Below are 26,268 nucleotides of genomic sequence, written 5' to 3'. Positions count from 1 at the left end.
GCAGGAGCTGCCTTTGGCAGCTCCTATGCAGATCAAAAGCGATTAGGACAACATCTGCTGCATCAATTCCTGCAACACATCCAGATCAAAAGGCTTACCGAGAATAGGCGCCTTGCGGGTAATCGGGCTGTCAGTCTCGCGGATTTCCTGCGGATAACCGCTGATGAAAATCACCTTGAGTTCCGGTCGCAGCTTGACGGCGGGCTCGGCGATCTGCACGCCGGAAATTCCGCCAGGCAGGCGGAAGTCGGTAATCATCATGTCCAGGTGTGGCTTGCTGGAAAGGATTTCGAAAGCCTGCTCGCCGTTTTCGGCCTGCAACACCCGATAGCCCTCGCCCGACAGATAGGCAGACAACACCATCAAAATCGAGGGATCGTCCTCGACAATGAGTACTACATCTTGCGCATCTTCACTCATGGGAAGCCTTTGTTCGGTCAATAGCTGCTGATACGACCGTCGGGTCGTTCAGAGGTTGCGTTTATCTGGCTGCTTTCCTACAGCGGCAGACAAACGCGAAATAAGGCGCCTTCGTTGATTCTGCTCTCGACGACGATGGATCCGCCATGGGCGGCAACGATTTGCTCGGAAATAAATAGCCCGAGCCCAAGTCCCGCAACCACGGTCTTGGCTGAAACCCGTTCGAATTGTTGAAAAATACGCTTCTGGTTTTCTTCACTGATGCCGATGCCGCGGTCCTGGACCTCGACCCGGGCCTGGCCTTCGTGGCAATACACCCGCACATCAATCTGACCCTTGCCGCCATAGCGCAGGGCGTTGGTCAGCAAGTTAGAGATCACCTGCTCGATCCGGAATTCGTCCCACTGCCCTTCCACCGCCCCATCGGCGGTGAACGTCACCGAGGACTCGGCGGCATCCACCTGTGGCGCAAAGTTTTGCAGCAGGTTCTCTACCAGTTTCACCAGATCGACCCGGCTCGGTCGAATCGACAGCTTGCCGGTGCGAATGCGCGAGACATCGAGCATGTCTTCAATCAGGCGGATCAGGCTTTTGATTTGCCGCTCGTCGCGATCAACCATCGCGTGCATCTTGTCCAGGGTGAACGCTGCGGCGTTGTCCCGGGCCAGGTGCATCTTGCGCAATTGGGTTTCGAGGATCAGACCATTGAGCGGCGTGCGCACTTCGTGGGCGACGATCGACATAAAGTCATCGCGCATGCGCACGGCCTGCTCCAGTTCGTTCTGGGTGGCCTGCAGTTTTTTCAGCAGCGCTTCCTGCTCGCGACGGCTCTGCTCCAGGGCTTCGACCTGTTGTTTCATGGCCTTGCTCTGGCGATACAGGTCGACGAAGACATTGACCTTGCTCTTGACCGCGTGGATATCCAGCGGCTTGTGCAAGAAGTCCACGGCGCCGCTTTCGTAGCCTTTAAACGCGTAGTTCAGCTCGCGGCCAGCGGCACTGACGAAGACGATCGGGATGTTCTTCGTCTTATCCGTGCCGCGCATCAACTCGGCCAGTTCGAAGCCATTCATGCCCGGCATCTGCACATCGAGAATGGCTATGGCGAATTCGTGTTGCAGCAACAACGACAGCGCTTCGTCCGCAGACAGCGCCTTGTAGACCGTGCGGTCTTCGCGCTTGATCAGCGCTTCGAGGGCCAACAGGTTTTCCGGCAGATCGTCGACGATCAGCAGTTTGGCTTGGATGTTACTCAGCATGCTATTCGTTCCAGCTCGACAAGCAGACGGCCGATGCCGCGTATAGGGAGAATGTGGTCGGGTTGATGCAAATCCAGCGCAGCCTGGGGCATGGTCGCGACTTGGGCCTCGTCCGGGTCTTGCACCACGGTCAAGCCACCACGGTGCTTGACCTGGGCCAGGCCGCTGGCGCCATCGCGGTTGGCACCGGTCAGCAGCACGGCGGCCAGGGTCGGCCCGTAAGCATCGGCGGCCGACTCGAACAGGTAATCGATGGCCGGCCGCGAATGGTGCACGCGATCTTCCAGGCTCAACGAAAAACTGCGGTCCTGCTCCACCGAGAGGTGGTAGCCCGGCGCTGCAAAATACAGGGTCCCTGCTTCGACCAGCGTCTTGTCGACGGCCTCCAGCACCGGCAGTGAAACCCGCCGGGCAAACACCTCGGCCAAATGGCTACGACGTTCGTCAGGCAGGTGCAGTACCACAATGATGGGCAGCGCAAAACCTTGACGCAGCGGGCTGAGGATATTCAGCAGCGCCTCGACTCCGCCGGCCGAAGCGCCGATCACGATAGCCTCTACGGTGGGCAAACCGGCTTCGTTGTTCATGATTTGCGGTAGATCCGTTCTTGTTTGACCAAAGGCTCGAACTGTTTGCCGAATGCCGAAAAATCCGGGGTTTCCTTGCTGCCCAACACTAGGAAACCGCGATGGCAGAGGGACTCATGAAACAAGCCAAACGCTCGATCCTGTAATTTTTTATTGAAGTAAATCAATACGTTGCGACACGAAATTAATTGAGTCTCTGAAAACACACTGTCGGTCGCCAGGCTGTGGTCGGCAAAGGTCACGTTCTCGCACAGGCTCTTGTCGAAAATCGCGTAACCATAGGCCGCTGTGTAGTAGTCGGCAAACGAGCGCTGGCCACCGGCCTGCTGGTAATTGGAAGTGTAGGCGCGGACGTTCTCCATGGAGAAAATCCCTTGCTTGGCTTTTTCCAGCGAGCGCGGATTGATGTCGGTGGCATAGATGATCGTGCGTTCGAGCAAGCCTTCTTCACGCAACAGGATCGCCATCGAATAGACCTCTTCACCGGTGCTGCACCCGGCAATCCAGATCTTGATCGATGGATAGGTCTTGAGCAGCGGCACCACTTCCTGACGGATCGCCAAAAAGTGCGACGGGTCACGGAACATCTCGCTGACCGGGATCGTCAGCAATTGCAGCAACTGCATGAACGCGGTCGGATCGTGCAGGACTTTCTCCTGCAACGCCGAGATGGTCGCGCACTCGAACTGACTCAATGCGTGACCCACCCGGCGCTTGATCGAGGCACCGGAGTAATCGCGAAAGTCATAGCTGTACTTGAGGTAGATCGCCTCGATCAGCAGCCGCAACTCGATTTCGGTATTCTTTTCCACTAAAGGCGTTCCACTAAATACGTTCCATCTTCGGTAACCACACACGAATCAGCGAGAACAGGCGATCCAGGTCGATCGGCTTGGCCAGGTAATCGTTGGAACCTGCCGCCAGGCAGCGCTCCTGATCGTCCTTCATGGCCTTGGCCGTCACGGCGATGATCGGCAGCTTGCGCCAGCGCGGATCCTGGCGGATCAAGGCCGTGGCCTCGAAGCCATCCATCTCCGGCATCATCACGTCCATCAGCACCAGGTCGATGTCCTCGACTTCATTCAGTTTCTCAATCGCTTCACGACCGTTCCGGCCGATCACCACGACTGCACCCTTTTGCTCCAGCGCACTGGTCAGGGCGAAGATGTTGCGCACATCGTCGTCCACCAGCAGCACCTTGCGGCCCTCGAAGACCTTGTCGCGACTGCGCGCGGTCTTGAGCATCTTCTGCCGCTCATGGGACAACTGGGATTCGACTTTGTGCAGAAAGAGTGTCACCTCGTCCAGCAAGCGCTCTGGCGAACGCGCGCCCTTGATGATGATCGAGCGCGAATACTTGCGCAGCTCGGCCTCTTCGTCCCGGGTCAGGTTGCGCCCGGTATAGACGATCACCGGCGGGAAGGAGCAGATGTCTTCGGTGGACATGCGCTTGAGCAGATCGTTGCCGAGCATGTCTGGCAGCTTGAGGTCGATGATCATGCAATCGAAAACCGTCTCGCGCAGCCGGTCCAGCGCTTCCTGGGCGAAACCGACGGCGGTGATCTCGATGTCTTCGTCGCCGATCAGACGCGCGATGCTGTCGCGCTGCAAATCATCGTCTTCCACCAGCAAGACCCGTTTGACCTTTTGGGTCAACTTGGCTTCCAGGCGAGCAAACACGTCCTTGAGCTCTTCGCGGGTGGTCGGCTTGACCGCATAGCCGATGGCGCCCATGTGCATCGCCGCTTCAACCCGGTCTTCGACCGAGATGATGTGCACCGGGATGTGCCGGGTTTCGGCGTGTTCCTTCAGGCGCTGCAACACCGTCAGCCCGGAATGATCCGGCAGGCGCATGTCCAGCAGAATGGCGTCGGGGATGAACTCCTTGGCCAGGTCGTAACCTTCATCGGCGCCATGGGCGACCAGGCACCGGTAGCCCAGTTCATGGGCCAGGTCGTAGAGGATGTGCGCAAAATTAGCTTCATCTTCCACCACCAGAATGCAACGCGTGGCGAACGGCGCCTTAGCGCGATCATCGTTGAAACGCGGGATGTCGACTTCAGCAATCAACGGCACCAGAGCGGCCACCGGCGGCTTTGGCACATGGGCCACCGGGGTGGCGCGCATTGGCTCAATGGGTTCATCACCCGGTTCGACGTACTGCTGCGGCAATACCAGGGTGAACGCACTGCCCTGCCCCGGTTCGCTGGTGACGCTGATCGAACCACCGAGCAAATTCGCCAGGTCGCGGGAAATCGACAGGCCCAACCCGGTGCCGCCGTAACGGCGATTGGTGGTGCCGTCGGCCTGACGGAAGGCTTCGAAGATGCTTTCCTGCTGATCAGTGGCAATGCCGATCCCGGAGTCGCGAATGATGAAGGCGATGCCGTCGCCCGGCTGACTGGCTACGGTCAGGCTGACCGTGCCTTTTTCAGTGAACTTCACCGCGTTCGACAGCAGGTTCTTGATCACTTGTTCCAGACGCTGGCGGTCGGTGTAAATCATCATCGGCGCACCGGCCTGCAACTCGATCTGGAACTCCAGTTTCTTGTCTGTGGCCATCGGCTCGAACATGCCGCGCAGGCCATCCACCAGACGGGCGACGCTGGTATTTTCCGGACGCATTTCCAGCTTGCCGGCTTCGACTTTGGAAATGTCGAGGATGTCGTTGATCAAGTTGAGCAAGTCATTGCCGGCCGAATAGATCGACTCGGCGAACTTGACCTGTTCGGCGCTGAGGTTTTCCTGCGGGTTCTCCGCCAGCAACTTGGCCAGGATCAACGAGCTGTTCAGCGGCGTGCGCAGCTCGTGGGACATGTTGGCGAGGAATTCGGATTTGTACTTGCTGGAGCGCTGCAATTCTTCTGCGCGGTCTTCCAGCTGAATCTGCGCCTGATTGAGTTCGGTGTTCTTCAAGTCCATGGCGTCGCGCTGATCGGCGAGGATCTGCGCCTGTTCGGCGAGCTGTTCGTTGGTCTGCTCCAGCTCAACTTGCTGGGTTTCCAGGTGTGCCTGGGATTCCTTGAGAATCCTGGACTGCTCTTCCAGCTCTTCGTTGGCGGTCTTGAGTTCTTCCTGTTGCACTTGCAGCTCTTCATTGAGCTGCTGGGTTTCGGCCAGCACTTCCTGCAAGCGTTGACGATAACGCGCAGCTTCGATCGAGGTGCCGATGTTGCCGGCGATCAACTCGAGCAATTCGATATCACGCTCGTCCAGCGGGCGCAGGAAGCCGAGCTCGATAACCCCATTGATCCGGTCATCGTCGCTGGTCGGCACTACCAGCACACTGTGCGGCAAGCCTTCGCCCAGACCGGAGCTGACCTTGAAGTAATCGGCAGGCACGTTATCCAGACGAATCATCCGAGCTTGTGCTACCACCTGACCGACAATGCCTTCACCGGTGTAGATCGACTGATTCTGCTCTTCCTGTTCGCGGGAAAAACCATAAGAGGCCACGCGTTTGAGGCCGCCATGTTCCTCTCGCACGTAAATGGCCGCCACGGCGGTGCCCAGGTATTGCGCGCAGAACTGCAGAATATTGCGACCCAACAGGCTAAGGCTCAACTGCCCCAACACTTGTTCCGCCAATTCGGTCTGGCCATTGCGTAGCCAGGCTTGCTGCTCCAGACGCCCGGCACTGGTCCGTTGCGCAGCAAGGGTGGTGCCGTAGTTCTGGGAAAGATTGAGCAGGTCCCGGCGTCCAATATAGGCCAGCAGCCCGCTGATACCGGCCACAAACAGCAGGTACAGGGTGATGCTCCAGATCGTGGTGCGGCGCACGTCTTCGTTACGCGTGGTGCGCAACTGCTGCTCCATGTCGATCACGTCTTCGAACTGTTTACGGATTTCGTCGGTCAGGCGCTTGCCGCGCCCAGCCTTGACCGCAGCGCGGTAGTCACCACTGGCCCGCTGCAAATCGATCATCGATTGCGCGTATGTAGCCCACTCGGTTTGCAAAGCCTGAAGTCGGCGCAAACGGTCGGTCTGGACCGGGTTGTCAGCCGTCAGTTCGAGCAAGGTATTGAGCGCGACCGCAATTCTCGGCTTGGCCGTTTCATAGGGGTCCAGGAAGTGCTCATCGCCACTGAGCAGGAAGCCACGCATCCCGGTTTCCAGGTCGACGGTCAGCTTCACCGCTTCATTGGCGTTATTGATCACCCGGTCGGTATGTTCAACCCACTGGATCACTGACAACAGGTAAGTGATCAACGCCACAAAGAAAACCGCACTGATGGCGCCCACGCCCAGCGGCAAGCTGACGTTGCGGCTCAGGAGTTTACGGAATCGTTGCTCATCAACCGAAGACGCAGAGGTCATGGGGAAGGCCTTGTCGAACTGTTGAAAACCAAGGAGTTTGCCCCAAAACGATCACGCTGATCCAATTTTCTGACAGGTTTGGTGGCAAATTCCTGCAATTAACTGCGCTTGATCAATGCCGCGCGTTATCCTTGCTGGTTCTTGTACAGCTATTGTTTTTTGTATCGGGTCGGGAACTTGTCGGGGTCCGCCAATTACTCAAGCAAGAGAGCGGCGATTTCGATTAACCGCCGACCCGCAAATCCACCATTGAGAGCCCTATTATGTCTTCCAGCGCGTCCATCATTCTTGTCGTCGAAGACGATGCCATCGTCCGTATGCTCATCGTCGATGTGCTGGAGGAACTGGAATTCAAGGTGCTGGAAGCGGATGGCAGCGAGAAGGCCCTGGAGTTTCTCAATGATGAAGACCAGTACATCGACCTGATGATGACCGACGTCGGCTTGCCGGTGATGGATGGCCGTGAACTGGCCACCCAGGCGCGGATGCTGCGCCCCGAACTACCGATCCTGTTTGCCAGCGGTTATGCCGAAAGTATCGATGTGCCGGCGGGCATGCAGGTGATTGGCAAGCCATTCTCGATTGATCAGTTGCGCGACAAGGTCAAGGGCATGCTTGCCTGAGAGGCTCGGTGTTCACGGCCCGGAAAAACCGACGTAAGGCTGCCTTTTTCGGCAGTTTTACGCGCTGACCTGTCAAGTCTGACTCCTCTCTTTATCAACTGTGCTCGCCGAAGATTTGATTCGAACCAGCGGGCATCATCCGCTTTAACGCTCAAACGAGTTTCCTGTGGTTTAATTGCGCCGCTTTTATTGACTGCCACCCGCACGCCTACAGGAAATTCGTTCATGAGTCAGCCCACAACCAAAGTCCTGGTCATTGGTTACGTCTGGCCTGAACCCCGCTCTTCTGCAGCCAGTGGGCATGTCATGCAGATTCTTGAAACGTTTCTGCAGCAAGGCTGGGACATCACCTTCAGTAGCCCGGCGGGCGTCGGCGAACACAAAGCCGATCTCGCTGCGCTGGGCATTCGGGAATGCCCGATCGAGCTGAATAACAGCAGTTTCGACACCTTTATCAGCGAACTGGCCCCGGATATCGTGCTGTTCGATCAGTTCATGATGGAAGAGCAATTCGGCTGGCGCGTGGAGAAGCACTGTCCCGATGCCCTGCGCGTGCTTGAAACTTCCGACCTGCAAAGTCTGCGACACGCCCGGCACCAGCGGCTCAAGGATCGCTTGAAGGCCAATGCCGATGAAAACGACTTCAGCGATCTGTTCGCCCCGGCGTTGCGCGAAGAGTTCGAGTTGATGACCAGCACCGATCTGGCCAAACGCGAGATTGCCGCACTGTATCGCTGTGACCTGAGCCTGATGATTTCTCCGGTGGAAATCGAATTGCTGGTCGATCAGTTCAAGCTACCGCGGGACGTGCTGCACTGGTGTCCCTTGATGCCGCCACTGCCAACGACGGCCCATACGCCATTTGAAGAGCGGGCGCACTTTCTCAGCATCGGTAACTTTCGCCACGCGCCGAACTGGGACGCGGTGCTCTGGATGAAAACCTCGGTCTGGCCGTTGATCCGCCAGCAATTGCCCGGTGCGCAACTGCATCTTTATGGCGCTTATACGCCGCCCAAAGCCACTGCACTGCACAACCCCGCCCAAGGGTTTCACGTGATGAATTGGGCTGAAGACGCATTGCAAGTGATGTCCGCCGCACGAATCTGTCTGGCGCCGCTGCGATTCGGCGCGGGGATCAAGGGCAAAATCGTCGATGCCATGCTGTGCGGCACGCCGACCGTCACCACGCCAATCGGTGCCGAGGGCATGAGCGATGGTCTGCCATGGCCGGGCGTTATTGGCGTGTCTGCCGAAGCCATCGCCGCAGCGGCCGTGGCGCTTTATCAGGACAAGGCGCTGTGGACCCAGGCGCAGAACCATGGCGACCAATTACTCACGGCCCAATACCGTCAGTCAGAGCACGGCCCGGCCCTGATCGAGCGGCTGCAAGCCTGCCGTCGTGACCTGGCCGAGCGGCGGCGCGACAACTTCACCGGGGCCATGCTTCGCCATCACGCGCATAAAAGTACGCAGTACATGGCGCAATGGATCGAGGCGAAAAATCGGCACAACGAGTCAGCCGTTTCCGATTCACGCGGGTGATAACGGACCTGAGGAAAGTGGCGCAAGGCTATATTTATGTGGATGTTTCCGTGCATTGAAAAACACCTTCCAGGCTTCTAGGCTTTGGGCATGAGGTGATTTTCCACGATACCTCGCCCCCACGGATGGGGAGCCAAGCCACAGGCAGGAGCCTAGAAACATGCACTACAGCCCCACTTCAAATGTCGATAAACACTGCTGGATGAGCAGAGTCACCGACATCGACCGCTTGAAACTCATCGATCTTATCTGGCCTGGCGTGCACAACGCCGGCATGGATAAAAAAGCCCCCAACTATGAAGTCATCGTTGGCAACTGGACCACCTGCCAGAACGATTCGTTTGCCTGGCAACTGGCCAACGGTGCCCGGGCGTTCGATCTGCGCCTGGGTTACCGGCCCGGCTCGCCCAAAGGCACGTTCTACTTCCATCACAATGGCTATCAGTCCCATCGTGTACTGGATGAACTGATTGACGCAGTGAATGCTTTTCTGGATAGCAACCCGGATGAATTCATCGTTCTCGATTTCCATCAGTTACGCGACGGCGATCAGCCCTTTGATTTTCGACAGCTCAACGATTTGCTGAAGCAACGCCTCGGAGAACGAGCCATCTCACCCGATGACGAGGAGAAGACCATTGGCGAACTCAAGGCTGCGAGCAGCAAAAAGCGCGTCATTCTCGCCTCCCGCATCTCGGTTGAGCTGGATCTGGACTACTTCTGGGGCTCCGCCCCCCATCGTTGGAGTGGCACTCGACTCACCGATGTGACCGACTTGCGCCGACATATCGTCCGCACCCTGGACACACCTCGCTTCGGCTCCTACCTATGGTCACTCGCCGCCACCAGCTATACGTTCCTCGGCGGGCCGGTGGACATCAAGCAGAACATCAATGAGTGGTTTCACCCACACCGGGATTGGATAAGCCAATGCAGCATTATCAGCACCGACTTTTTCGATGAATCGGAGATCGTCGGCTATTGCTGGGTGGCCAACAGTATGAAGGCGGTAAGCCAGCAGGCTTGAGTGCTGGCCGCTGGCGTAATCGGTCCAGAAAGAGGCATCATCAGGACGCAATAACAATAAAAGTGCCATGCCATGAGCCGATCCGCCAGAATCACCGATCCTTCCTACGAGTTGATGGATGACCACAACGGGTTGTCCATCATCTACCGCCAGCATGGTTTTCCGTGCCCGTTGGTGCGCTGGCATTTTCACAAGGAATACGAACTGCACCTGATCGTCGCCAGTTCCGGCAAGGTGTTCATCGGCGATTACATCGGCAACTTCTACCCTGAGTCGCTGTTCCTGACCGGCCCGAATCTGCCGCACAACTGGATCAGTCAGATCGCCGAAGACGAAGTGGTACCCAAGCGCGACATGCTGGTCAACTTCACCGATGAGCTGTTCGACAGCGGCCATCTGGTGTTCGCCGAGCTCAAGACCCTGACGCCATTGCTCGAACGCGCACAGTACGGCATCGAGTTTCGCTGCAAGCGCACCATCCGCCAGGCCATGACGTTGATGCAGCGCATCGCCGACACCAAAGGCGTGACCCGGCTCGGGCACTTTTTCATTCTGTTGGAATTGCTCGCCGCATCCGATGATTACCAACTGCTCTCGGGGGCCACGACATCGCAACTGGCCGATGAACACAACGTTGATCGAACCAACCGGGCGGTGGACTACATCTTTGCCCATTACGCCCGGGAACTGCCGCTGGAAGAAGTCGCCGAGCACCTGGGCATGAAGCCGACGTATTTCAGCCGGGTGTTCAAGCAGGCCACCGGGCGCTGCTTCATTGAATTCGTCAATCGCCTGCGGATCAGCAAGTCCTGTGAACTGCTGGCCGATGGTGACAAACCGGTGACTGACGTGTGTTTCGAGTCGGGTTTCAACAATATTTCCAACTTCAACCGGCGGTTTCAGCAACTAAAGGGCATGACCCCTTCCCATTACCGGCGGTTGGCGGTGCAGCGCTTGACTGAGCAGAATCTGGGTTAAAGATCAAAAGATCGCAGCCTTCAGCCGCGCCTACAGGGATCGCATTTCCCTGTAGGCGCGGCTGAAGGCTGCGATCTTTTGCTTTTGGCGATCGAAACCTATACGCATTCCATCACCGACAAACAGCAAAAAGCCCTACCCCGTACTTTTCGCCCTAAACCCCAGTGCAAAATAGTATCGATTCAAGTGCGATGGATGATTTGTCACATCCGCAATTGAAGGCTGTAATCAGTGCAGATTCTTCCCTCCGCAGGAAGACACAAAAACAATAACTGTCCTTCTGTCACCGCTGGGTGCAGAAAAGGAGTGCACGATGCAACCTTCTGTAAAAGCTCTGCTTGCCCTCACCTGCATGACCCTCAGCAGCGTCAGCCTTGGCGCCCAGACCCTGACCATCGCCACCGTCAACAACAGCGACATGATTCGCATGCAAAAGCTCTCGAAAACCTTCGAGACCGAGCATCCGGACATCAAGCTCAATTGGGTGGTGCTCGAAGAAAACGTCCTGCGCCAACGCCTGACCACCGACATTGCCACTCAGGGTGGACAGTTCGATGTGCTGACCATCGGCATGTACGAAGCAGCACTCTGGGGCGCCAAAGGTTGGCTGGAACCGATGAAGGACTTGCCGGCCAGCTACGCCCTCGACGACGTGTTCCCATCGGTGCGTGAAGGCCTGTCGGTCAAGGGCTCGCTGTACGCCCTGCCGTTCTACGCCGAAAGCTCGATCACCTATTACCGCACCGACCTGTTCAAGGACGCCGGGCTGACCATGCCGGAGCACCCGACCTGGACCCAGATCAGCGAATTCGCCAGCAAACTCACCAACAAAGATAAAGAGCAGTACGGCATCTGCCTGCGCGGCAAGGCCGGCTGGGGCGAGAACATGGCGCTGATCACCACCATCGCCAATGCCTATGGCGCGCGCTGGTTCGATGAGAAGTGGCAACCGGAATTCACCGGCCCCGAGTGGAAGAACGCGCTGAACTTCTACGTCGACACCATGAAAAAATCCGGCCCGCCGGGCGCCTCCAGCAACGGTTTCAACGAAAACCTGGCGCTGTTCAACAGCGGCAAGTGCGCGATCTGGGTCGATGCCAGCGTCGCCGGCTCGTTCGTTACCGACAAGACGCAAAGCAAGGTCAGCGAGCACGTCGGCTTTACTTACGCGCCGCACGAGACCACCGACAAGGGCTCCGCCTGGTTGTACTCCTGGGCACTGGCGATTCCGACCAGTTCCAAGGCCAAGGACGCCGCGAAAACCTTCAGCGCCTGGGCCACTTCCAAGGAGTACGGCGCGCTGGTCGCGGAAAAAGACGGCATCGCTAACGTACCGCCAGGTACGCGGGCCTCGACCTACAGCGACGCTTACATGAAAGCCGCGCCGTTCGCCAAAGTGACCCTCGAGTCGCTGAAAGCCGCCGACCCGAGCAAACCGAGCATCAAGCCTGTGCCGTACATCGGCATCCAGTTGGTGACGATTCCTGAATTCCAGGGCATCGGCACACAGGTCGGCAAGTCCTTCTCGGCCGCGCTGATCGGCCAGACCACGGTCGACCAGGCCCTGGCCGCCGCCCAGCAAACCACCGAACGTGAGATGAAGCGCGCCGGTTATCCCAAGTAACCCGGCACTACCTGTAGGAGCAAGGCTTGCCCGCGATTGCCACGACGCGGTCTCTCGAATGAACCGCGTTATCGTTCATCGCGAGCAAGCTTTGCTCCTACAGGGGACACACCGCTCTCTTGCTCATGCACCCAATCGGTTCTATCGCCATGAATATTTCAACTGCCAAAGCTCAAATGGACATTCCCCAACCGGTGCGTAAAAGCCGGTTGTCCAACCCCGGCTGGTTTCTGGTCAGCCCTTCGGTCGCCATGTTGCTGTTGTGGATGATCGTGCCGCTGGGCATGACCCTCTACTTCTCGGTGATCCGCTACAACCTGCTCAACCCCGGCGAGAACGAGTTCGTGGGGCTGGAGAACTTCACCTACTTTCTGACCGACTCGGGCTTCCTGCCCGGCGCCACCAACACCTTGTTGCTGGTGGGCAGCGTGCTGCTGATCAGCGTGGTGTTCGGCGTATTGATCAGTGCGCTGCTGGAGGCCAGTGAGTTTCTCGGTCGCGGCATCGTGCGGGTCATGCTGATCTCGCCGTTCTTCATCATGCCCACCGTCGGTGCGCTGATCTGGAAAAACCTGATTTTCCATCCGGTGTCGGGGATTCTCGCCTACGTCTGGAAGCTCTTCGGCGCGCAACCAGTGGACTGGCTGGCCCACTATCCGCTGCTGTCGATCATCATCATTGTCTCTTGGCAATGGCTGCCCTTCGCGATCCTGATCCTGATGACCGCCATGCAGTCCCTCGACCAGGAACAGAAAGAAGCCGCGCGCCTCGACGGTGCCGGCCCGGTCGCGATCTTCTGGCACCTGACCCTACCGCACCTGGCGCGGCCGATTGCGGTGGTGGTGATGATTGAAACGATCTTCCTGCTCTCGGTATTTGCCGAAATCTTCACCACCACCAACGGTGGCCCCGGCTACGCCTCGACCAACCTCGCCTACCTGATCTACAACCAGGCGCTGGTGCAGTTCGACGTCGGCATGGCGTCCGCCGGTGGCTTGATCGCGGTGGTGATTGCCAACGTCGCGGCCATCGTGCTGGTGCGCATGATCGGCAAAAACCTGACAGACAAAGCCTGAGGCCTGCGCCATGACTCTTCAACAATCCCGCCGTCTGCAAAGCCTGCTGCTCGGCACCCTGGCCTGGGCCATCGCGATCCTGATCTTCTTCCCGATCTTCTGGATGGTGATGACCAGCTTCAAAACCGAAATCGACGCGTTCGCCACGCCGCCGCAATTCATCTTCACGCCGACGCTGGAAAACTACCTGCACATCAATGAGCGCAGCGATTACTTCAGCTTCGCCTGGAACTCGGTGGTGATTTCGTTCAGCGCCACGGCCCTTTGCCTGCTGATCGCCGTGCCGGCGGCCTACTCGATGGCGTTCTACGAAACCAAGCGCACCAAAGGCACGCTGCTGTGGATGCTCTCCACGAAAATGCTGCCGCCGGTGGGCGTGCTGATGCCGATCTACCTGCTGGCCAAGAGCTTCGGCCTGCTCGATACCCGTATCGCGCTGATCGTCATCTACACGCTGATCAACCTGCCGATTGTGGTCTGGATGATTTACACCTACTTCAAAGATATTCCGAAAGACATCCTCGAAGCCGCACGCCTCGACGGGGCGACCCTGTGGCAGGAAATGGTCCGGGTGCTGCTGCCCATCGCCAAGGGCGGTCTGGCTTCCACGGTGTTGCTGTCGCTGATCCTGTGCTGGAACGAAGCGTTCTGGTCCTTGAACCTGACGTCGTCCAAAGCCGCGCCGCTGACCGCATTGATCGCCTCGTACTCAAGCCCCGAAGGCCTGTTTTGGGCCAAGTTGTCAGCCGTATCGACCCTGGCTTGCGCGCCGATCCTGATCTTCGGCTGGATCAGCCAGAAACAACTGGTCCGCGGCCTGTCGTTCGGCGCTGTGAAATAGCCCTCAAGAATTAGCATAAAGGAGCGCCACCATGGCCAACCTGAAAATCAAGAATCTGCAAAAAGGCTTCGAAGGCTTTTCCATCATCAAGGGCATCGACCTGGAAGTGAACGACAAAGAATTCGTAGTGTTCGTCGGCCCGTCGGGCTGCGGCAAGTCCACCCTGCTGCGCCTGATCGCCGGCCTGGAAGAAGTCAGCGGCGGCACCATCGAACTCGATGGCCGCGACATCACTGAAGTCAGCCCGGCCAAGCGTGACCTGGCGATGGTGTTCCAGACCTATGCCTTGTACCCGCACATGACCGTGAAAAAGAACATGTCGTTCGCCCTCGACCTGGCCGGCGTACCAAAGGCCGAAGTCGAGAAGAAAGTCGGCGAAGCGGCACGCATCCTCGAACTCGGGCCGATGCTGGAACGCAAGCCGAAACAACTGTCCGGCGGCCAGCGCCAACGGGTAGCGATCGGCCGCGCCATCGTGCGCAACCCGAAAATATTCCTGTTCGACGAACCGCTGTCCAACCTCGACGCCGCCCTGCGCGTACAGATGCGCCTGGAACTGCTGCGCCTGCACAAAGAACTCAAAGCCACGATGATCTACGTGACCCACGACCAGGTCGAAGCCATGACCATGGCCGACAAAGTCGTCGTTCTCAATGGCGGCAAAGTTGAACAAGTCGGTTCACCGCTGGACCTGTATCACCAGCCGGCCAACCTGTTTGTCGCCGGCTTCCTCGGCACGCCGAAAATGGGCTTCCTCAAAGGCAAAGTCACCCGCGTCGAAAGCCAGAACGTCGAAGTATTGCTGGAGGCCGGCACCCGCATCACCCTGCCGTTGAGCGGTGCTAACTTGAGCGTCGGCGGTCCGGTGACGCTGGGGATTCGCCCGGAACACCTGAACCTGGCGCAAACCGGCGACTGCACGCTGCAAGTCACCGCCGACGTCAGCGAACGCTTGGGCAGCGACACTTTCTGCCACGTGGTGACCTCCTCCGGCGAAGCGCTGACCATGCGCGTACGCGGTGACTTGGCAAGCCGTTATGGCGAGTCGCTGAGCCTGCACCTGGACGCCGAACACTGCCATTTATTCGATGCCGACGGCGTGGCGTTAACTCGCCCACTGCGCGCAGCTGCCTGACGAGACTATGCGATGAAACTGAATAAACAGAACCTCAATCGCCTCGCGCCTGAGGTGGTGCTGCCCGCCTACGCCCTGAGCGATACGCGCCAAGGCATCGCGCACATCGGCGTCGGCGGTTTCCACCGGGCGCATCAGGCGTATTACACCGATGCGCTGATGAACACCGGCGAAGGCCTCGACTGGGCGATTTGCGGGGTCGGCCTGCGTGCCGAAGACCGTCGGGCCCGGGACGATCTGAAGGAACAGGATTACCTGTTCACCTTGTTTGAACTGGGCGACAACGACGCCGAAGTCCGGGTCATCGGCGCGATTCGCGACATGTTGCTGGCTGAAGACAGCGCCGAGGCGTTGATCGACAAACTGGCCAACCCCGAGATCCGCATCGTTTCGCTGACGATCACCGAGGGCGGTTATTGCATCGACGACAGCAACGGCGAGTTCATGGCGCACTTGCCGCTGATTCAGCACGACCTGGCGCACCCGGATGCACCGAAAACCGTGTTCGGCTTTCTCTGCTCCGCGTTGGCCAAACGTCGCGCCGCCGGTACGCCAGCGTTCACCCTGATGTCCTGCGATAACCTGCCGCACAACGGCGCGGTAGCCCGCAAGGCATTGCTGGCCTTTGCTGCGCTGCGCGATGCCGATCTGCGGGACTGGATCGACCAGAACGTCAGCTTCCCTAACGCCATGGTTGACCGCATCACGCCGATGACCAGCACCGAGCACAAGCTGCAATTGCACGACAAAACCGCGATCGACGACGCCTGGCCGGTGGTCTGCGAACCGTTTGTGCAGTGGGTGCTGGAAGACAAGTTCGTCAACGGGCGTCCGGCCTGGGAAAAGGTCGGCGTGCAGTTCACCAACGACGTCACGCCTTACGAAGAGATGAAGATCAAGTTGCTCAACGGCAGCCACCTGGCCCTGACTTATCTGGGATTCTTGAAGGGTTACCGCTTCGTCCACGAAACCATGAACGACCCGCTGTTCGTGCAGTACATGCGTGCCTACATGGACCTGGACGTCACGCCGCAACTGGCCTCGGTACCGGGGATCGACCTGACCGAATACAAAAACACTCTGGTGGCGCGGTTCTCCAATCAGGCGATTGCCGATCAACTGGAGCGCGTGTGCTCCGACGGTTCGTCGAAGTTTCCGAAATTCACCGTGCCGACGATTAATCGCTTGATTGCCGATGGCCAGGAGACCAAGCGTGCGGCGCTGGTGGTGGCGGCTTGGGCCTTGTATTTGAAGGGCGTTGACGAGAACGGCGATACCTACGCCATTCCCGATCCGCGGGCGACGTTCTGTCAGGCGCTGGTGGCTGATGATGTGTTGATCACTCAGCGGTTGCTGGAGGTTGAGGAGATTTTTGGCACGGCGATCCCGCGTTCGCCAGAGTTTGTCGCGGCGTTTGAGTGGTGCTGCAACAGCTTGCGGGAGGTGGGGGTTACGCGGACCCTGGAAAAAGTACTCGCCGCCTGATCGTTCCCACGCTCTGCGTGGGAATGCAGCCCGGGACGCTCCGCGTCCCATCCAAACGCGGACGCAGAGCGTCCATTGAGGCATTCCCACGCCGAGCGTGGGAACGATCTTCGGTAGGGTCATGACATGGCAAACCAACAATTATTCCTCGGCATCGACTGCGGCACCCAAGGCACCAAAGCCATCATCCTCGATGCCGTCAGCGGTCAGGTGCTGGGACTGGGCGCCGCCGCCCACACCCTGATCAGCGGCGCCAATGGCCGCCGCGAGCAAGACACCAATCAATGGCTGGAAGCCTTCACCCTGGCCACTCGCCGTGCGCTGCTCGCGGCTAACGTCGACGGCCAGGACATCCTCGGCATCGGCGTCTCCGGCCAGCAACACGGCTTGGTGCTGCTCGACGATCAAGGCCAGGTCCTGCGCCCGGCCAAGCTCTGGTGCGACACCGAATCCACCCCGGAAAACGACCGCCTGCTGGCGCATCTGGGCGGCGAAAAAGGCTCGCTGGAACGCCTCGGCATCGTCATCGCGCCGGGCTACACCGTGTCCAAACTGCTCTGGACCAAAGAACAACACCCGACGATTTTTGCCCGTATCGCGCGCATTCTGCTGCCCCACGATTACCTCAACTATTGGCTCACCGGCCGCAGTTGCAGCGAATACGGCGATGCCTCGGGCACCGGCTACTTCAACGTGCGCACCCGCCAGTGGGACTTGCAACTGCTGCGCGACATCGACCCCGCTGGACGTCTGCAAGCGGCATTGCCGGAGCTGATCGACTCCCATCAAGCGGTCGGCACGATTCTGCCAAGCATCGCCGAACACTTGGGCATCAATCCGCAGGCGCTGGTGTCCAGCGGCGGCGGCGACAACATGATGGGCGCCATCGGCACCGGCAACATAAAGCCCGGCGCGATCACCATGAGCCTCGGCTCCTCCGGCACGGTCTACGCCTACGACGAGCAGCCCAACATCAGCCCGGACGCCTCGGTCGCGACGTTCTGTTCCTCCAGCGGCGGCTGGTTGCCGTTGATTTGCACGATGAACCTGACCAATGCCACCGGGGTCATTCGCGAGTTGTTCGAGCTGGATATCGAACGTTTCAACGATTTGGTCGAACAGGCTCCGATTGGCGCGGATGGCGTGTGCATGCTGCCGTTCCTCAACGGCGAACGCGTCCCCGCCCTGCCCCACGCCACCGGCAGCCTGCAAGGCTTGACCATGACCAACCTGACCCAGGCCAACCTGTGCCGCGCCGCCGTCGAAGGCACGACCTTCGGATTGCGCTACGGACTGGACCTGTTGCGCCAAAATGGCTTACAAAGCCGCAGCATTTGCTTGATCGGCGGCGGTTCGAAAAGCTCGGTGTGGCGACAGATCGTCGCCGATATCATGAACACCCCGGTTATCTGCACAGAACAAAGCGAAGCCGCTGCCCTCGGCGCGGCGATTCAAGCGGCGTGGTGCAAGTCCTGGTCTAACGGCCACGAAAGCACCCTGGCGGATTTGTGCGAGCGCTGCGTGAAGCTCGACCTGGCCAGCGAAACCCTGCCGATCGCCGACAATGTGGCGGCCGCGCAGCAAGCCTACGAACGCTATCAACAGCATGTCGCAACCCTTTAAAGAGCGAACAATTTTATGTATCTGGTGTGTGGCGAAGCGCTGTTCGATTTCTTCAGCGAAGACGATGCCAGCGGTCTGGCTTCAAAAGTGAATTTCAAGGCGATTGCCGGTGGCTCACCGTTCAATGTGGCCGTCGGCTTGCGCCGCTTGGGCGTGGACGCTGCGCTGTTTGCCGGCCTGTCCACCGACTACCTTGGCCGACGTTTGCAGCAAGTGCTGCAGGATGAAGGCGTATGCCCGGACTACCTGGTGGATTTCGCCGCGCCGACCACCCTGGCGATGGTCGCGGTGGGTGCCAACGGCTCGCCCCACTACAGCTTTCGCGGCGAAGGCTGCGCGGATCGCCAGTTGAAACCGGAGCATTTGCCGGAACTGGGGCCTGAAGTGCGCGGCTTGCACATCGGTTCGTTCTCGCTGGTGGTGCAGCCGATTGCCGACACACTGCTGGCGTTGGTCCAGCGCGAAAGTGGCAAACGCCTGATCAGCCTTGATCCGAATGTGCGGTTGAATCCAGAGCCGAACATCGACCTCTGGCGTTCGCGAGTTGCTGAATGGGTGGAGTTGGCCGACCTGATCAAGGTCAGCGATGAAGACTTGAGCCTGCTGTATCCCGAGCAGGATCCGCAGCGGGTGATCGAGGGTTGGCTGCAGCATCGCTGCCAGTTGGTGTTCCTGACCCGTGGTGGCGAAGGGGCGACGGTATTCAGTCGGGTTCATGGCTCGTGGTCGGTGCCGGCCAGTTCGGTGAAGATTGCCGATACCGTTGGGGCTGGCGATACCTTCCAGGCGGCATTGATTACCTGGTTGACCGAGCATCAGCTGGACTCGGTGGACGGTGTGCATCGGCTGGGTCGGGAGCAGATTGACGGGATGCTGAAATTTGCGGTGCAGGCGGCGGCGTTGACGTGCAGCAAGACCGGGCCGGATTTGCCGTATCGCCAGCAGTTAGCCTGACCGATCGTTCCCACGCTCTGCGTGGGAATGCCTCAACGGACGCTCTGCGTTCGGCTTTAAAGGGACGCGGAGCGTCCCGGGCTGCATTCCCACGCAGAGCGTGGGAACGATCGGTCACCTCAACGCCACAACACCGAAATCCTATAACCCACAATCAACCCCTCCTCTGCCTTGAGTGGTTAAACTGTCGCCCTTTTACGCGCATGACAGGAAGCTGGGCTCTTGAACTCAAGGCAAACGGTTGGACTCTTGCTACTCACGACACTGCTGGCCGGTTGCAGCACCTCGCCGCCACGCTCCCCCAACGATATCTGTGAGATTTTCCGGGAAAAGAGCGACTGGTACGACGCCGCGCAAGTCACGCAAAAACGCTGGGGCGTGCCGATCCAGGTGCCCTTCGCGATCATGTATCAAGAGTCCGGCTATCGTTACGACGCCAAGACGCCGCGCAAATACCTGCTCTGGATAATCCCGTGGGGCCGGGTGTCGACGGCGTCGGGCTACGCCCAAGCCAAGGACGAGGTCTGGTCCGACTATCAGAAAAGCACTGGCAGAGGTGGGGCCGACCGCGAGGATTTCGATGACGCCATCGACTTTGTCGGCTGGTACATGGATAAAACCACCAGCATCAACGGCGTCTACAAATACGACGCCTACGGGCAGTACCTCAACTATCACGAAGGATGGGGCGGGTATCGTCAGAAGACCTACGCCAGCAAAGCGTGGTTAGTCGCCACGGCCGGCAAAGCGTGGTTAGTCGCCACGGCCGGCAAAGTCCAGGGTCGATCCGATATGTATGCGCAGCAGTACGCCGGGTGCAAGAACGATCTGAATCGGGGGTTCTGGAGCCGATTCTGGCATTGGCTCTAAACCCCGTAGGAGCTGCCGCAGGCTGCGATCTTTTGATCTTGCTTTAAAAGATCGCAGCCTGCGGCCGCGCCTACAAAGGCCTACACCGTCACAACACCGAAAAGTTGTAACTCACAATCAGCCGAGTCTCATCCACATCCCGGGCAAACTTCTCGTAATTGGTCCGGTACGTCGCATTGCGCAGGCGCAAACTCACATCCTTGAACGTCCCGCTCTGCACCACGTACTTCAGCTCGCTGTCGCGCTCCCACTCCTTCCCGTCCTGAGCGCTGCCCAGCACCTTGATGTGATCGCCATTCACATAGCGGGTCAGGAAGCTCAGCCCGTTGATACCGATCGCCTTGAAGTCATAGTCATACCGCAACTGCCACGAACGCTCTTGCGCGGCGGCGAAGTCGTTGACCTGCACATAATTGACCAGGTACGGGTTAGTGCCATCCAGATACGGCATTGAGTTATCGCCATTCATGCGCTGCCAACCGGCGCTGAAGGTATGGCCACTCAACGCGTACGACAGCATGCCGCTCAGGGCGCGGTTGTCGATGGAGCCGGCCCGGGCGGCGCCGCTGTCGGCGCTTTTCAGGACCCGCAGATCGGCCTTCAACACACCGTCACCCAACGGCTGGTTGGCCAGCACACCCACGAAATGCTGGCGGTAGATGTCCTCTAGTTCAGCGTAGTGGTACTGCGCGGTCAGGCGCTCGTTGATCTTGTAGTCGAAGCCGTACATGTCGAAATGATCAGCGGTGACATTGCAGGCGTAACGCTTGTTCTTGCAGTGCACGCGGATGTCTTGCGAATCCGTCGAATCCCGGGCCGTGTATTTGTCCAGCCGCGCCGCCATAAAGGTCAGGTCCTTCACCTCTTTGGACGTGAGCATCGCGCCGTTGAACATCGTCGGTAGCAGACGGCCGTCGTTGTACTTGAGCAGCGGCAGATCCGGCAGCAGCGCGCCGTACTTCAACACGCTTTGCGATATCCGCACTTTGGCGGTCAAGCCGAGTTTGGCGTACTGGTCCTTCGAACCGCGCGGGTTCTCGCCGGACGACGGCAGCAAGCCGCTGTTGCTGCTGTCGGCGCTGGAATCGAGCTTGAGCCCGAGCATTCCTAACGCGTCGATGCCAAAACCGACGGTGCCTTCGGTGTAACCCGATTGCAGGTTGAGAATGAAACCCTGCGCAGACTCTTCACGCTTGGAAGCGCCCTGGTCGTTGCTGGTGTGCCCATCACGAAAGTCACGGTTGAAATACACCGTGCGCGATTCGATTTTCGCCGTGGTGTCGTCGATAAAACCGCTGGCTTGAACCGGCGCGGTAAAACCGGCGCACAGGACTAAAGCGCCGAAGCCGAATGACTGGCGGGCCGTGATGAGGGGAAATGGGGGACGCATGAAAAAAAGCTCCAACAGTGCAGCGTTTGCGCAGTGCGCAATAAGCCAGAAAATAGCTTCCGCCCTGGACCGATGACGGGCCAGAGTGAAGTGAACACACGGGGGTGAGCGGCAATGATGGCACAAGGCTTTTACGTGCTGAAGGCGACTTTAGTCTGAAACTGACTGGCAGTTCTTGAGTTGGAGCCCCCTCCTGCTGGAACCGGGCAGGTCTAAATCCCCGGGTTCATTGACCGAAACCCCGCACATAGGGGATTTCCCTACCCTCAAGCACGGCATTTGCGCCTTGAACGGGGCCGGTTAATCCTGCACCATCCGCCCCAGCTTATTCAAAGGACGGAATACAAGGCATGCTGGACGCGAACGCAACCCATATTTCCCTCACGCTGGAAGGTGTTTCCACCGACCTTCAAGTGCTCAGTTTCGTCGGTCGCGAAGCCCTCAACCAACCGTTCTGTTTCGACATCGAACTGGTCAGTACACGCCCCGACCTCAAACTCGAAGAGCTGCTGCACAAGCCTGGCTGCCTGACTTTCGGCGCCACCGGCAAAGGCATCATCCATGGCCTGGTCTACCGCATCGAGCAAGGCGATTCCGGCAAGAAGCTGACCCGCTACAGCGTCAGCCTGGTGCCGCAACTCGCCTACCTGCGGCACAACCATGACCAGCAAATCTTCCAGCACCTGACGGTGCCGAAGATCATCGGCCAGGTCCTCGAAGCGCGCGGCATCCTCGCCGACGCCTACAGCTTCCAGCTCGGCGCGATCTACCCCGAACGCGACTACTGCGTGCAGTACGACGAATCCGACCTGCATTTCATCCAGCGCCTATGCGAAGAAGAAGGCATTCACTTCCACTTCCAGCACTCCGCCAGCGGCCACAAACTGGAGTTCGGCGATGACCAGACGGTATTCCGCAAACTCGCCCCCGTGAGCTACCAGCAAGATTCCGGCATGGCCGCCGAAAAACCGGTGATCAAGCGCTTCAACCTGCGCCTGGAAACCCGCACCACCCGCGTCAGCCGCCGGGACTACGACTTCGAAAAACCGCGCATCCTCCCTGAAGGCACCGCCAAAAGCACCTTCGCCCCGGACCTTGAAGACTACGACTACCCCGGCCGCTTCACCGACCGCGAGCGCGGCAAGCAACTGGCGACCCGCGCCCTTGAGCGTCACCGCAGCGACTACAAACTCGCCGAAGGCAAAAGCGACGAGCCGACCCTGGTCAGCGGCCACTTCCTGGCCCTGAGCGAACACCCGCGCGCCGAATGGAACGACCTTTGGCTGCTGCTGGAAGTCGTCCACGAAGGCAAACAGCCGCAAGTGCTCGGCGAAAACACCACCAGCGACGTCACCGACAACAAGGATGACTTCCACCAGGGCTACCGCAACCGCTTCCTCGCCACCCCGTGGGACGCGCACTTCCGCCCTGCCCTCGAACACCCGAAAGCCAAAATCCTCGGCAGCCAGACCGCCATCGTCACCGGCCCCAACGGCGAGGAAATCCACACCGACCAGTACGGCCGGGTCAAAGTCCAGTTCCACTGGGACCGCGACGGCCAGGCCGACGACAACACCACCTGCTGGCTACGCGTCGCCACCGGCTGGGCCGGCAACGCCTACGGCGGCATCGCCATCCCGCGCATCGGCATGGAAGTGCTGGTGTCGTTCATGGAAGGCGACCCGGATCAGCCGCTGGTCACCGGTTGCCTGTATCACAAGGAAAACGTCGTCCCCTACGACCTCCCGGCGAACAAGACCCGCAGTACGTTCAAGACCCTCAGCTCCCCGGGCGGCAAGGGCTACAACGAATTCCGCATCGAAGACAAAAAAGGTGCGGAACAGATCTACCTGCACGCCCAGCGGGACTGGGATGAAAACATCGAGCACGACCAAAAGATCCGCATCGGCAACGAACGGCATGACACGGTTGAGGCGAATGTTTTAAGCGAATTCAAGGTTGAAGAACACCGCATCACCCACCTGGATCGCAAGACTGAATCCCGGGCGAATGATCACCTCACGGTTGGCGTGACCCAGCATGTGAAGGTGGGGACGGCGCAGTTTGTCGAGGCGGGTCAGGAGATTCACTACAACGCTGGGCAAAAGGTTGTGGTTGAAGGTGGAATGGAGCTGACGGCCAAGGCTGGTGGGAGCTTTGTGAAGGTGGATGCGGGCGGTGTGACGATTAGTGGTGCAAATGTGAAGGTGAACACGGGTGGCTCACCCGGGGCGGGCACCGGGATTCAGATTCTTGCGCCAATCACTCCAGGCGCCGCCGCTGCTGCCATCGCGGGCAAGCTGCTTAGCGCTCCACCTGTTGGAAAGTTCAATGCGGTCCCTGATTCGGCCCCTAAAACAGCGGCACCTGCTGAAGCGGATGAGCTCGAAGAGGAGGAAGAGGAAGAAGAGGTCGGTGAAGAAGAGATTACCTTGCGCATCGGCGTGTTTTTCGATGGGACTGGTAATAACCGAACCAACAGTGAACGTGTATATGGCTGCTTTGCGCCGGACGTGAACCTGGAAGAAGCAGCAGAGGATATTCGCAAGTACTGCGCCGCTCATGGCTATGACGGCAAAGGGAGTTCGCCGGATAACAGCTACGGGAATGATGCGAGTAATGTGGCTAAGCTGTATGACTTGTATGACCAACAATCGAATGAAACTTTGCCGATCGATGCTACGACAGCGAATCTGGCCATCTATGTAGAGGGCATTGGTACCAGTAGCACCGGTGATGATTCCCTGTACTCGCAAGGTACTGGATTAGGCGCTCAGGGCGTGAGGTCACGGGTGGAGGAGACCCCTGCACTACTGATCAAAGCGTTGCGAGCTTTCGGAATGAATAATGCCGACAAACGAATTAAATCTATTGAATTTGATATTTTCGGCTTCAGTCGGGGAGCAGCTGCCGCACGGGACTTTGCCAATGAAGTGCTTAAAGGGGAACAAAGCATTCTGGCTAAAGCCATTCCAGCAGCCACAGCCGGCTTCGTAGGTGGTTTTACATGGAAGGCACATTCCGATGTATCGATAGACTTTATCGGTATTTATGACACCGTGGCCGCGATTGCCAATCCACTACTGCTGGACCTGAATGGGCATAACGCAAGCAACCCTGGTATCAATATCGTTCTGGCGCCCGATGCCGCGAAAAAAGTCGTTCATCTGGTCGCCAGAAATGAGCGGCGTTATAACTTCTCTCTGAATAGCGTCGGTGCGGCGGATATTGTATTGCCCGGCGTGCATTCAGACCTCGGTGGAGGTTACCTGCCGAAGGCCACAGAACGCGTACTGGTTAGCAAGCCACGCCGAAGCGATGTAGCGGAAAAAACCTCGTTTACCGAAGCCAATAGCTACAAGCTTGCCCAGCAGGATTTGAGAAGACTCCAAGACCAACTGGCGCAATACAACCTCCCTTTAGAAGTGCGCACATGGGAGGTGCCGTATCGACCAGCCGACAAAGATAATCGAACCAACATGAAACATGTGTATGCCGCAGTGAGCAGCCAGCGTGAAGTGCGTAGTGACCTGTCGTTGATCTACTTGCGGGTCATGCGTGACCTGGCGGTAGAGAACGGCGTACCCCTTCAAAAGATATCGGAAAATGATCCTAGGCTAGCGCTGCCTGCCGAGCTCGTTCCAATTTCTGAAAAGCTGATGAACTTTGCATTGGGCAAAAGCGCTACAACTGGACTGAGCCCACAAGAAGAAGAACTGCTTTTCCAACGGTATGTACATCTGTCCGATAACTGGAATGCGGCAAAAAACATGAACAATAGCGATCTGGATGTCGTTTTCATCAATCGTCCAAACGAAAACTTACTGCGCACAGTGCACCCTAATGAGTAAATTCATACGTATCGCCTTTGTCGCGTTCCTGCTCAGTGCAAGCGCACTCGCCAATAGTGAATCATTGCCTTATGACTCATGGCGGCTGGGCTTCTCGGCCCCCAGCTATATGGATGTCTGGATCGAAACAGCCGACGCTGTAGATATTCAAGGGAATGTATATGTACGAGCCATGAGTGGAAACGCTGAAACACTGAAACCTTCGAACAATAGTGGCAACCCCAAAGGCTGGCCTGCAAAACCGGGCTGGGGTAAAGGTAAGTACGTCAAAGGGGCAGACTTACCAAAGAAAATCTACGTCCGCTGGCAGTCACTGGTTGAACCACAAACCTACCAAGTAACCATCGACATACCGGACTCGGCCAGGGAGATGATGCGCAAGGAAGAAAAGGTTTTTTGCGCCTTTGATGGTAAATGGATAACGGATTACCGTGAGGCATTGGTCATAGGTCTTGCTCCTGGCGGCGTTGCAAAAGTCTGGGTAATGGGGCCCTGCTTGCCTGCCATTGAAGTCACAAGGGTACAAGCCAAGGTTGATCCGCGCGGTCCCTATGAAGGTAAGTCTGGTGGGAAATACGACACACTTTCAGACGTATCCAAAGCCTATGTCGAGAAATTTGGCGTGCCTTATGGCTCTTGGTAATAGCAAATATATTTCTTATTAAT

Annotated in this window: 20 protein-coding genes; 14 read left to right on the top strand and 6 right to left on the bottom strand. The window is 58.3% G+C overall.

Features of this window, described 5'->3' with window-relative positions; all coding sequences use genetic code 11:
- Nucleotides 1-42: 42 nt before the first annotated feature.
- From ACA071_RS15175 to ACA071_RS15155, 5 genes are all read right to left on the bottom strand, one after another.
- On the bottom strand, nt 43-420 hold the full coding sequence (locus ACA071_RS15175; RefSeq protein ID WP_497645101.1) for a response regulator: 378 nt from the start codon (nt 418-420) through the stop codon (nt 43-45).
- 77 nt (nt 421-497) lie between these two features.
- A complete protein-coding gene (locus tag ACA071_RS15170; RefSeq protein WP_497645100.1) occupies nt 498-1,679 on the bottom strand; it encodes a hybrid sensor histidine kinase/response regulator in 1,182 nt (393 codons plus the stop codon).
- Nucleotides 1,673-2,266, bottom strand: a complete 594-nt coding sequence (locus ACA071_RS15165) for a chemotaxis protein CheB (protein WP_497645099.1) — start codon at nt 2,264-2,266, stop codon at nt 1,673-1,675. Before ACA071_RS15165 ends, ACA071_RS15170 begins: the two co-directional genes overlap by 7 nt.
- On the bottom strand, nt 2,263-3,078 hold the full coding sequence (locus ACA071_RS15160) for a CheR family methyltransferase (protein ID WP_497645098.1): 816 nt from the start codon (nt 3,076-3,078) through the stop codon (nt 2,263-2,265). The genes ACA071_RS15165 and ACA071_RS15160 overlap by 4 nt, the downstream gene beginning before the upstream one ends.
- Nucleotides 3,079-3,091: 13 nt before the next feature.
- Nucleotides 3,092-6,583: a response regulator gene (locus tag ACA071_RS15155; RefSeq protein ID WP_497645097.1), complete on the bottom strand. Its 3,492-nt coding sequence runs from the start codon at nt 6,581-6,583 to the stop codon at nt 3,092-3,094.
- A gap of 263 nt (nt 6,584-6,846) precedes the next feature.
- Here ACA071_RS15155 and ACA071_RS15150 point away from each other — a divergent pair, with 263 nt between their 5' ends.
- The 12 genes from ACA071_RS15150 (at nt 6,847) to ACA071_RS15095 (ending at nt 20,361) form a co-directional block, all read left to right on the top strand.
- Nucleotides 6,847-7,206, top strand: a complete 360-nt coding sequence (locus ACA071_RS15150; RefSeq protein ID WP_497645096.1) for a response regulator — start codon at nt 6,847-6,849, stop codon at nt 7,204-7,206.
- Between the two features lie 225 nt (nt 7,207-7,431).
- Entirely contained in the window at nt 7,432-8,748 is a 1,317-nt protein-coding gene (locus ACA071_RS15145; RefSeq protein WP_497645095.1) for a glycosyltransferase, read from the top strand.
- A gap of 160 nt (nt 8,749-8,908) precedes the next feature.
- Complete coding sequence (locus tag ACA071_RS15140; protein WP_497645094.1) at nt 8,909-9,775, top strand: phosphatidylinositol-specific phospholipase C domain-containing protein; 867 nt, start codon at nt 8,909-8,911, stop codon at nt 9,773-9,775.
- A gap of 72 nt (nt 9,776-9,847) precedes the next feature.
- Nucleotides 9,848-10,753, top strand: a complete 906-nt coding sequence (locus tag ACA071_RS15135) for an AraC family transcriptional regulator (protein ID WP_497645093.1) — start codon at nt 9,848-9,850, stop codon at nt 10,751-10,753.
- A 313-nt stretch (nt 10,754-11,066) separates the two neighbouring features.
- On the top strand, nt 11,067-12,377 hold the full coding sequence (locus ACA071_RS15130) for an ABC transporter substrate-binding protein (protein ID WP_497645092.1): 1,311 nt from the start codon (nt 11,067-11,069) through the stop codon (nt 12,375-12,377).
- A 176-nt stretch (nt 12,378-12,553) separates the two neighbouring features.
- Nucleotides 12,554-13,453: a carbohydrate ABC transporter permease gene (locus ACA071_RS15125; protein WP_236708625.1), complete on the top strand. Its 900-nt coding sequence runs from the start codon at nt 12,554-12,556 to the stop codon at nt 13,451-13,453.
- 10 nt (nt 13,454-13,463) lie between these two features.
- Nucleotides 13,464-14,294, top strand: a complete 831-nt coding sequence (locus ACA071_RS15120) for a carbohydrate ABC transporter permease (RefSeq protein WP_033055010.1) — start codon at nt 13,464-13,466, stop codon at nt 14,292-14,294.
- A gap of 31 nt (nt 14,295-14,325) precedes the next feature.
- Nucleotides 14,326-15,429, top strand: coding sequence for an ABC transporter ATP-binding protein (locus ACA071_RS15115; protein WP_497645091.1), 1,104 nt, complete (start codon nt 14,326-14,328; stop codon nt 15,427-15,429).
- A 12-nt stretch (nt 15,430-15,441) separates the two neighbouring features.
- Nucleotides 15,442-16,914, top strand: a complete 1,473-nt coding sequence (locus tag ACA071_RS15110; protein WP_497645090.1) for a mannitol dehydrogenase family protein — start codon at nt 15,442-15,444, stop codon at nt 16,912-16,914.
- 126 nt (nt 16,915-17,040) lie between these two features.
- Complete coding sequence (gene xylB, locus ACA071_RS15105; RefSeq protein WP_497645089.1) at nt 17,041-18,537, top strand: xylulokinase; 1,497 nt, start codon at nt 17,041-17,043, stop codon at nt 18,535-18,537.
- A 15-nt stretch (nt 18,538-18,552) separates the two neighbouring features.
- On the top strand, nt 18,553-19,491 hold the full coding sequence (locus tag ACA071_RS15100) for a carbohydrate kinase family protein (protein ID WP_497645088.1): 939 nt from the start codon (nt 18,553-18,555) through the stop codon (nt 19,489-19,491).
- Between the two features lie 222 nt (nt 19,492-19,713).
- Complete coding sequence (locus ACA071_RS15095; protein WP_497645087.1) at nt 19,714-20,361, top strand: transglycosylase SLT domain-containing protein; 648 nt, start codon at nt 19,714-19,716, stop codon at nt 20,359-20,361.
- 88 nt (nt 20,362-20,449) lie between these two features.
- Here the strand turns inward: ACA071_RS15095 and ACA071_RS15090 are convergent, their stop codons facing one another.
- The gene (locus ACA071_RS15090) at nt 20,450-21,751 is read right to left on the bottom strand and encodes an OprD family porin (RefSeq protein WP_497645086.1); all 1,302 of its coding nucleotides are present in this window, start codon (nt 21,749-21,751) and stop codon (nt 20,450-20,452) included.
- Between the two features lie 350 nt (nt 21,752-22,101).
- On the opposite strand from ACA071_RS15090, the gene tssI reads away from it, so the two are divergent.
- Both tssI and ACA071_RS15080 read left to right on the top strand, forming a co-directional pair.
- Nucleotides 22,102-25,602 (top strand): type VI secretion system tip protein TssI/VgrG, encoded by a 3,501-nt coding sequence (gene tssI, locus ACA071_RS15085; RefSeq protein ID WP_497645085.1) that lies wholly within the window; start codon nt 22,102-22,104, stop codon nt 25,600-25,602.
- The gene (locus ACA071_RS15080) at nt 25,595-26,245 is read left to right on the top strand and encodes a DUF2931 family protein (RefSeq protein ID WP_497645084.1); all 651 of its coding nucleotides are present in this window, start codon (nt 25,595-25,597) and stop codon (nt 26,243-26,245) included. The genes tssI and ACA071_RS15080 overlap by 8 nt, the downstream gene beginning before the upstream one ends.
- Nucleotides 26,246-26,268: the final 23 nt, after the last annotated feature.

This window comes from Pseudomonas sp. LBUM1646 (assembly GCF_059716165.1).
Note: the sequence above shows the minus strand (reverse complement) of the source record. Positions and strands in the feature narration are given on the sequence as shown.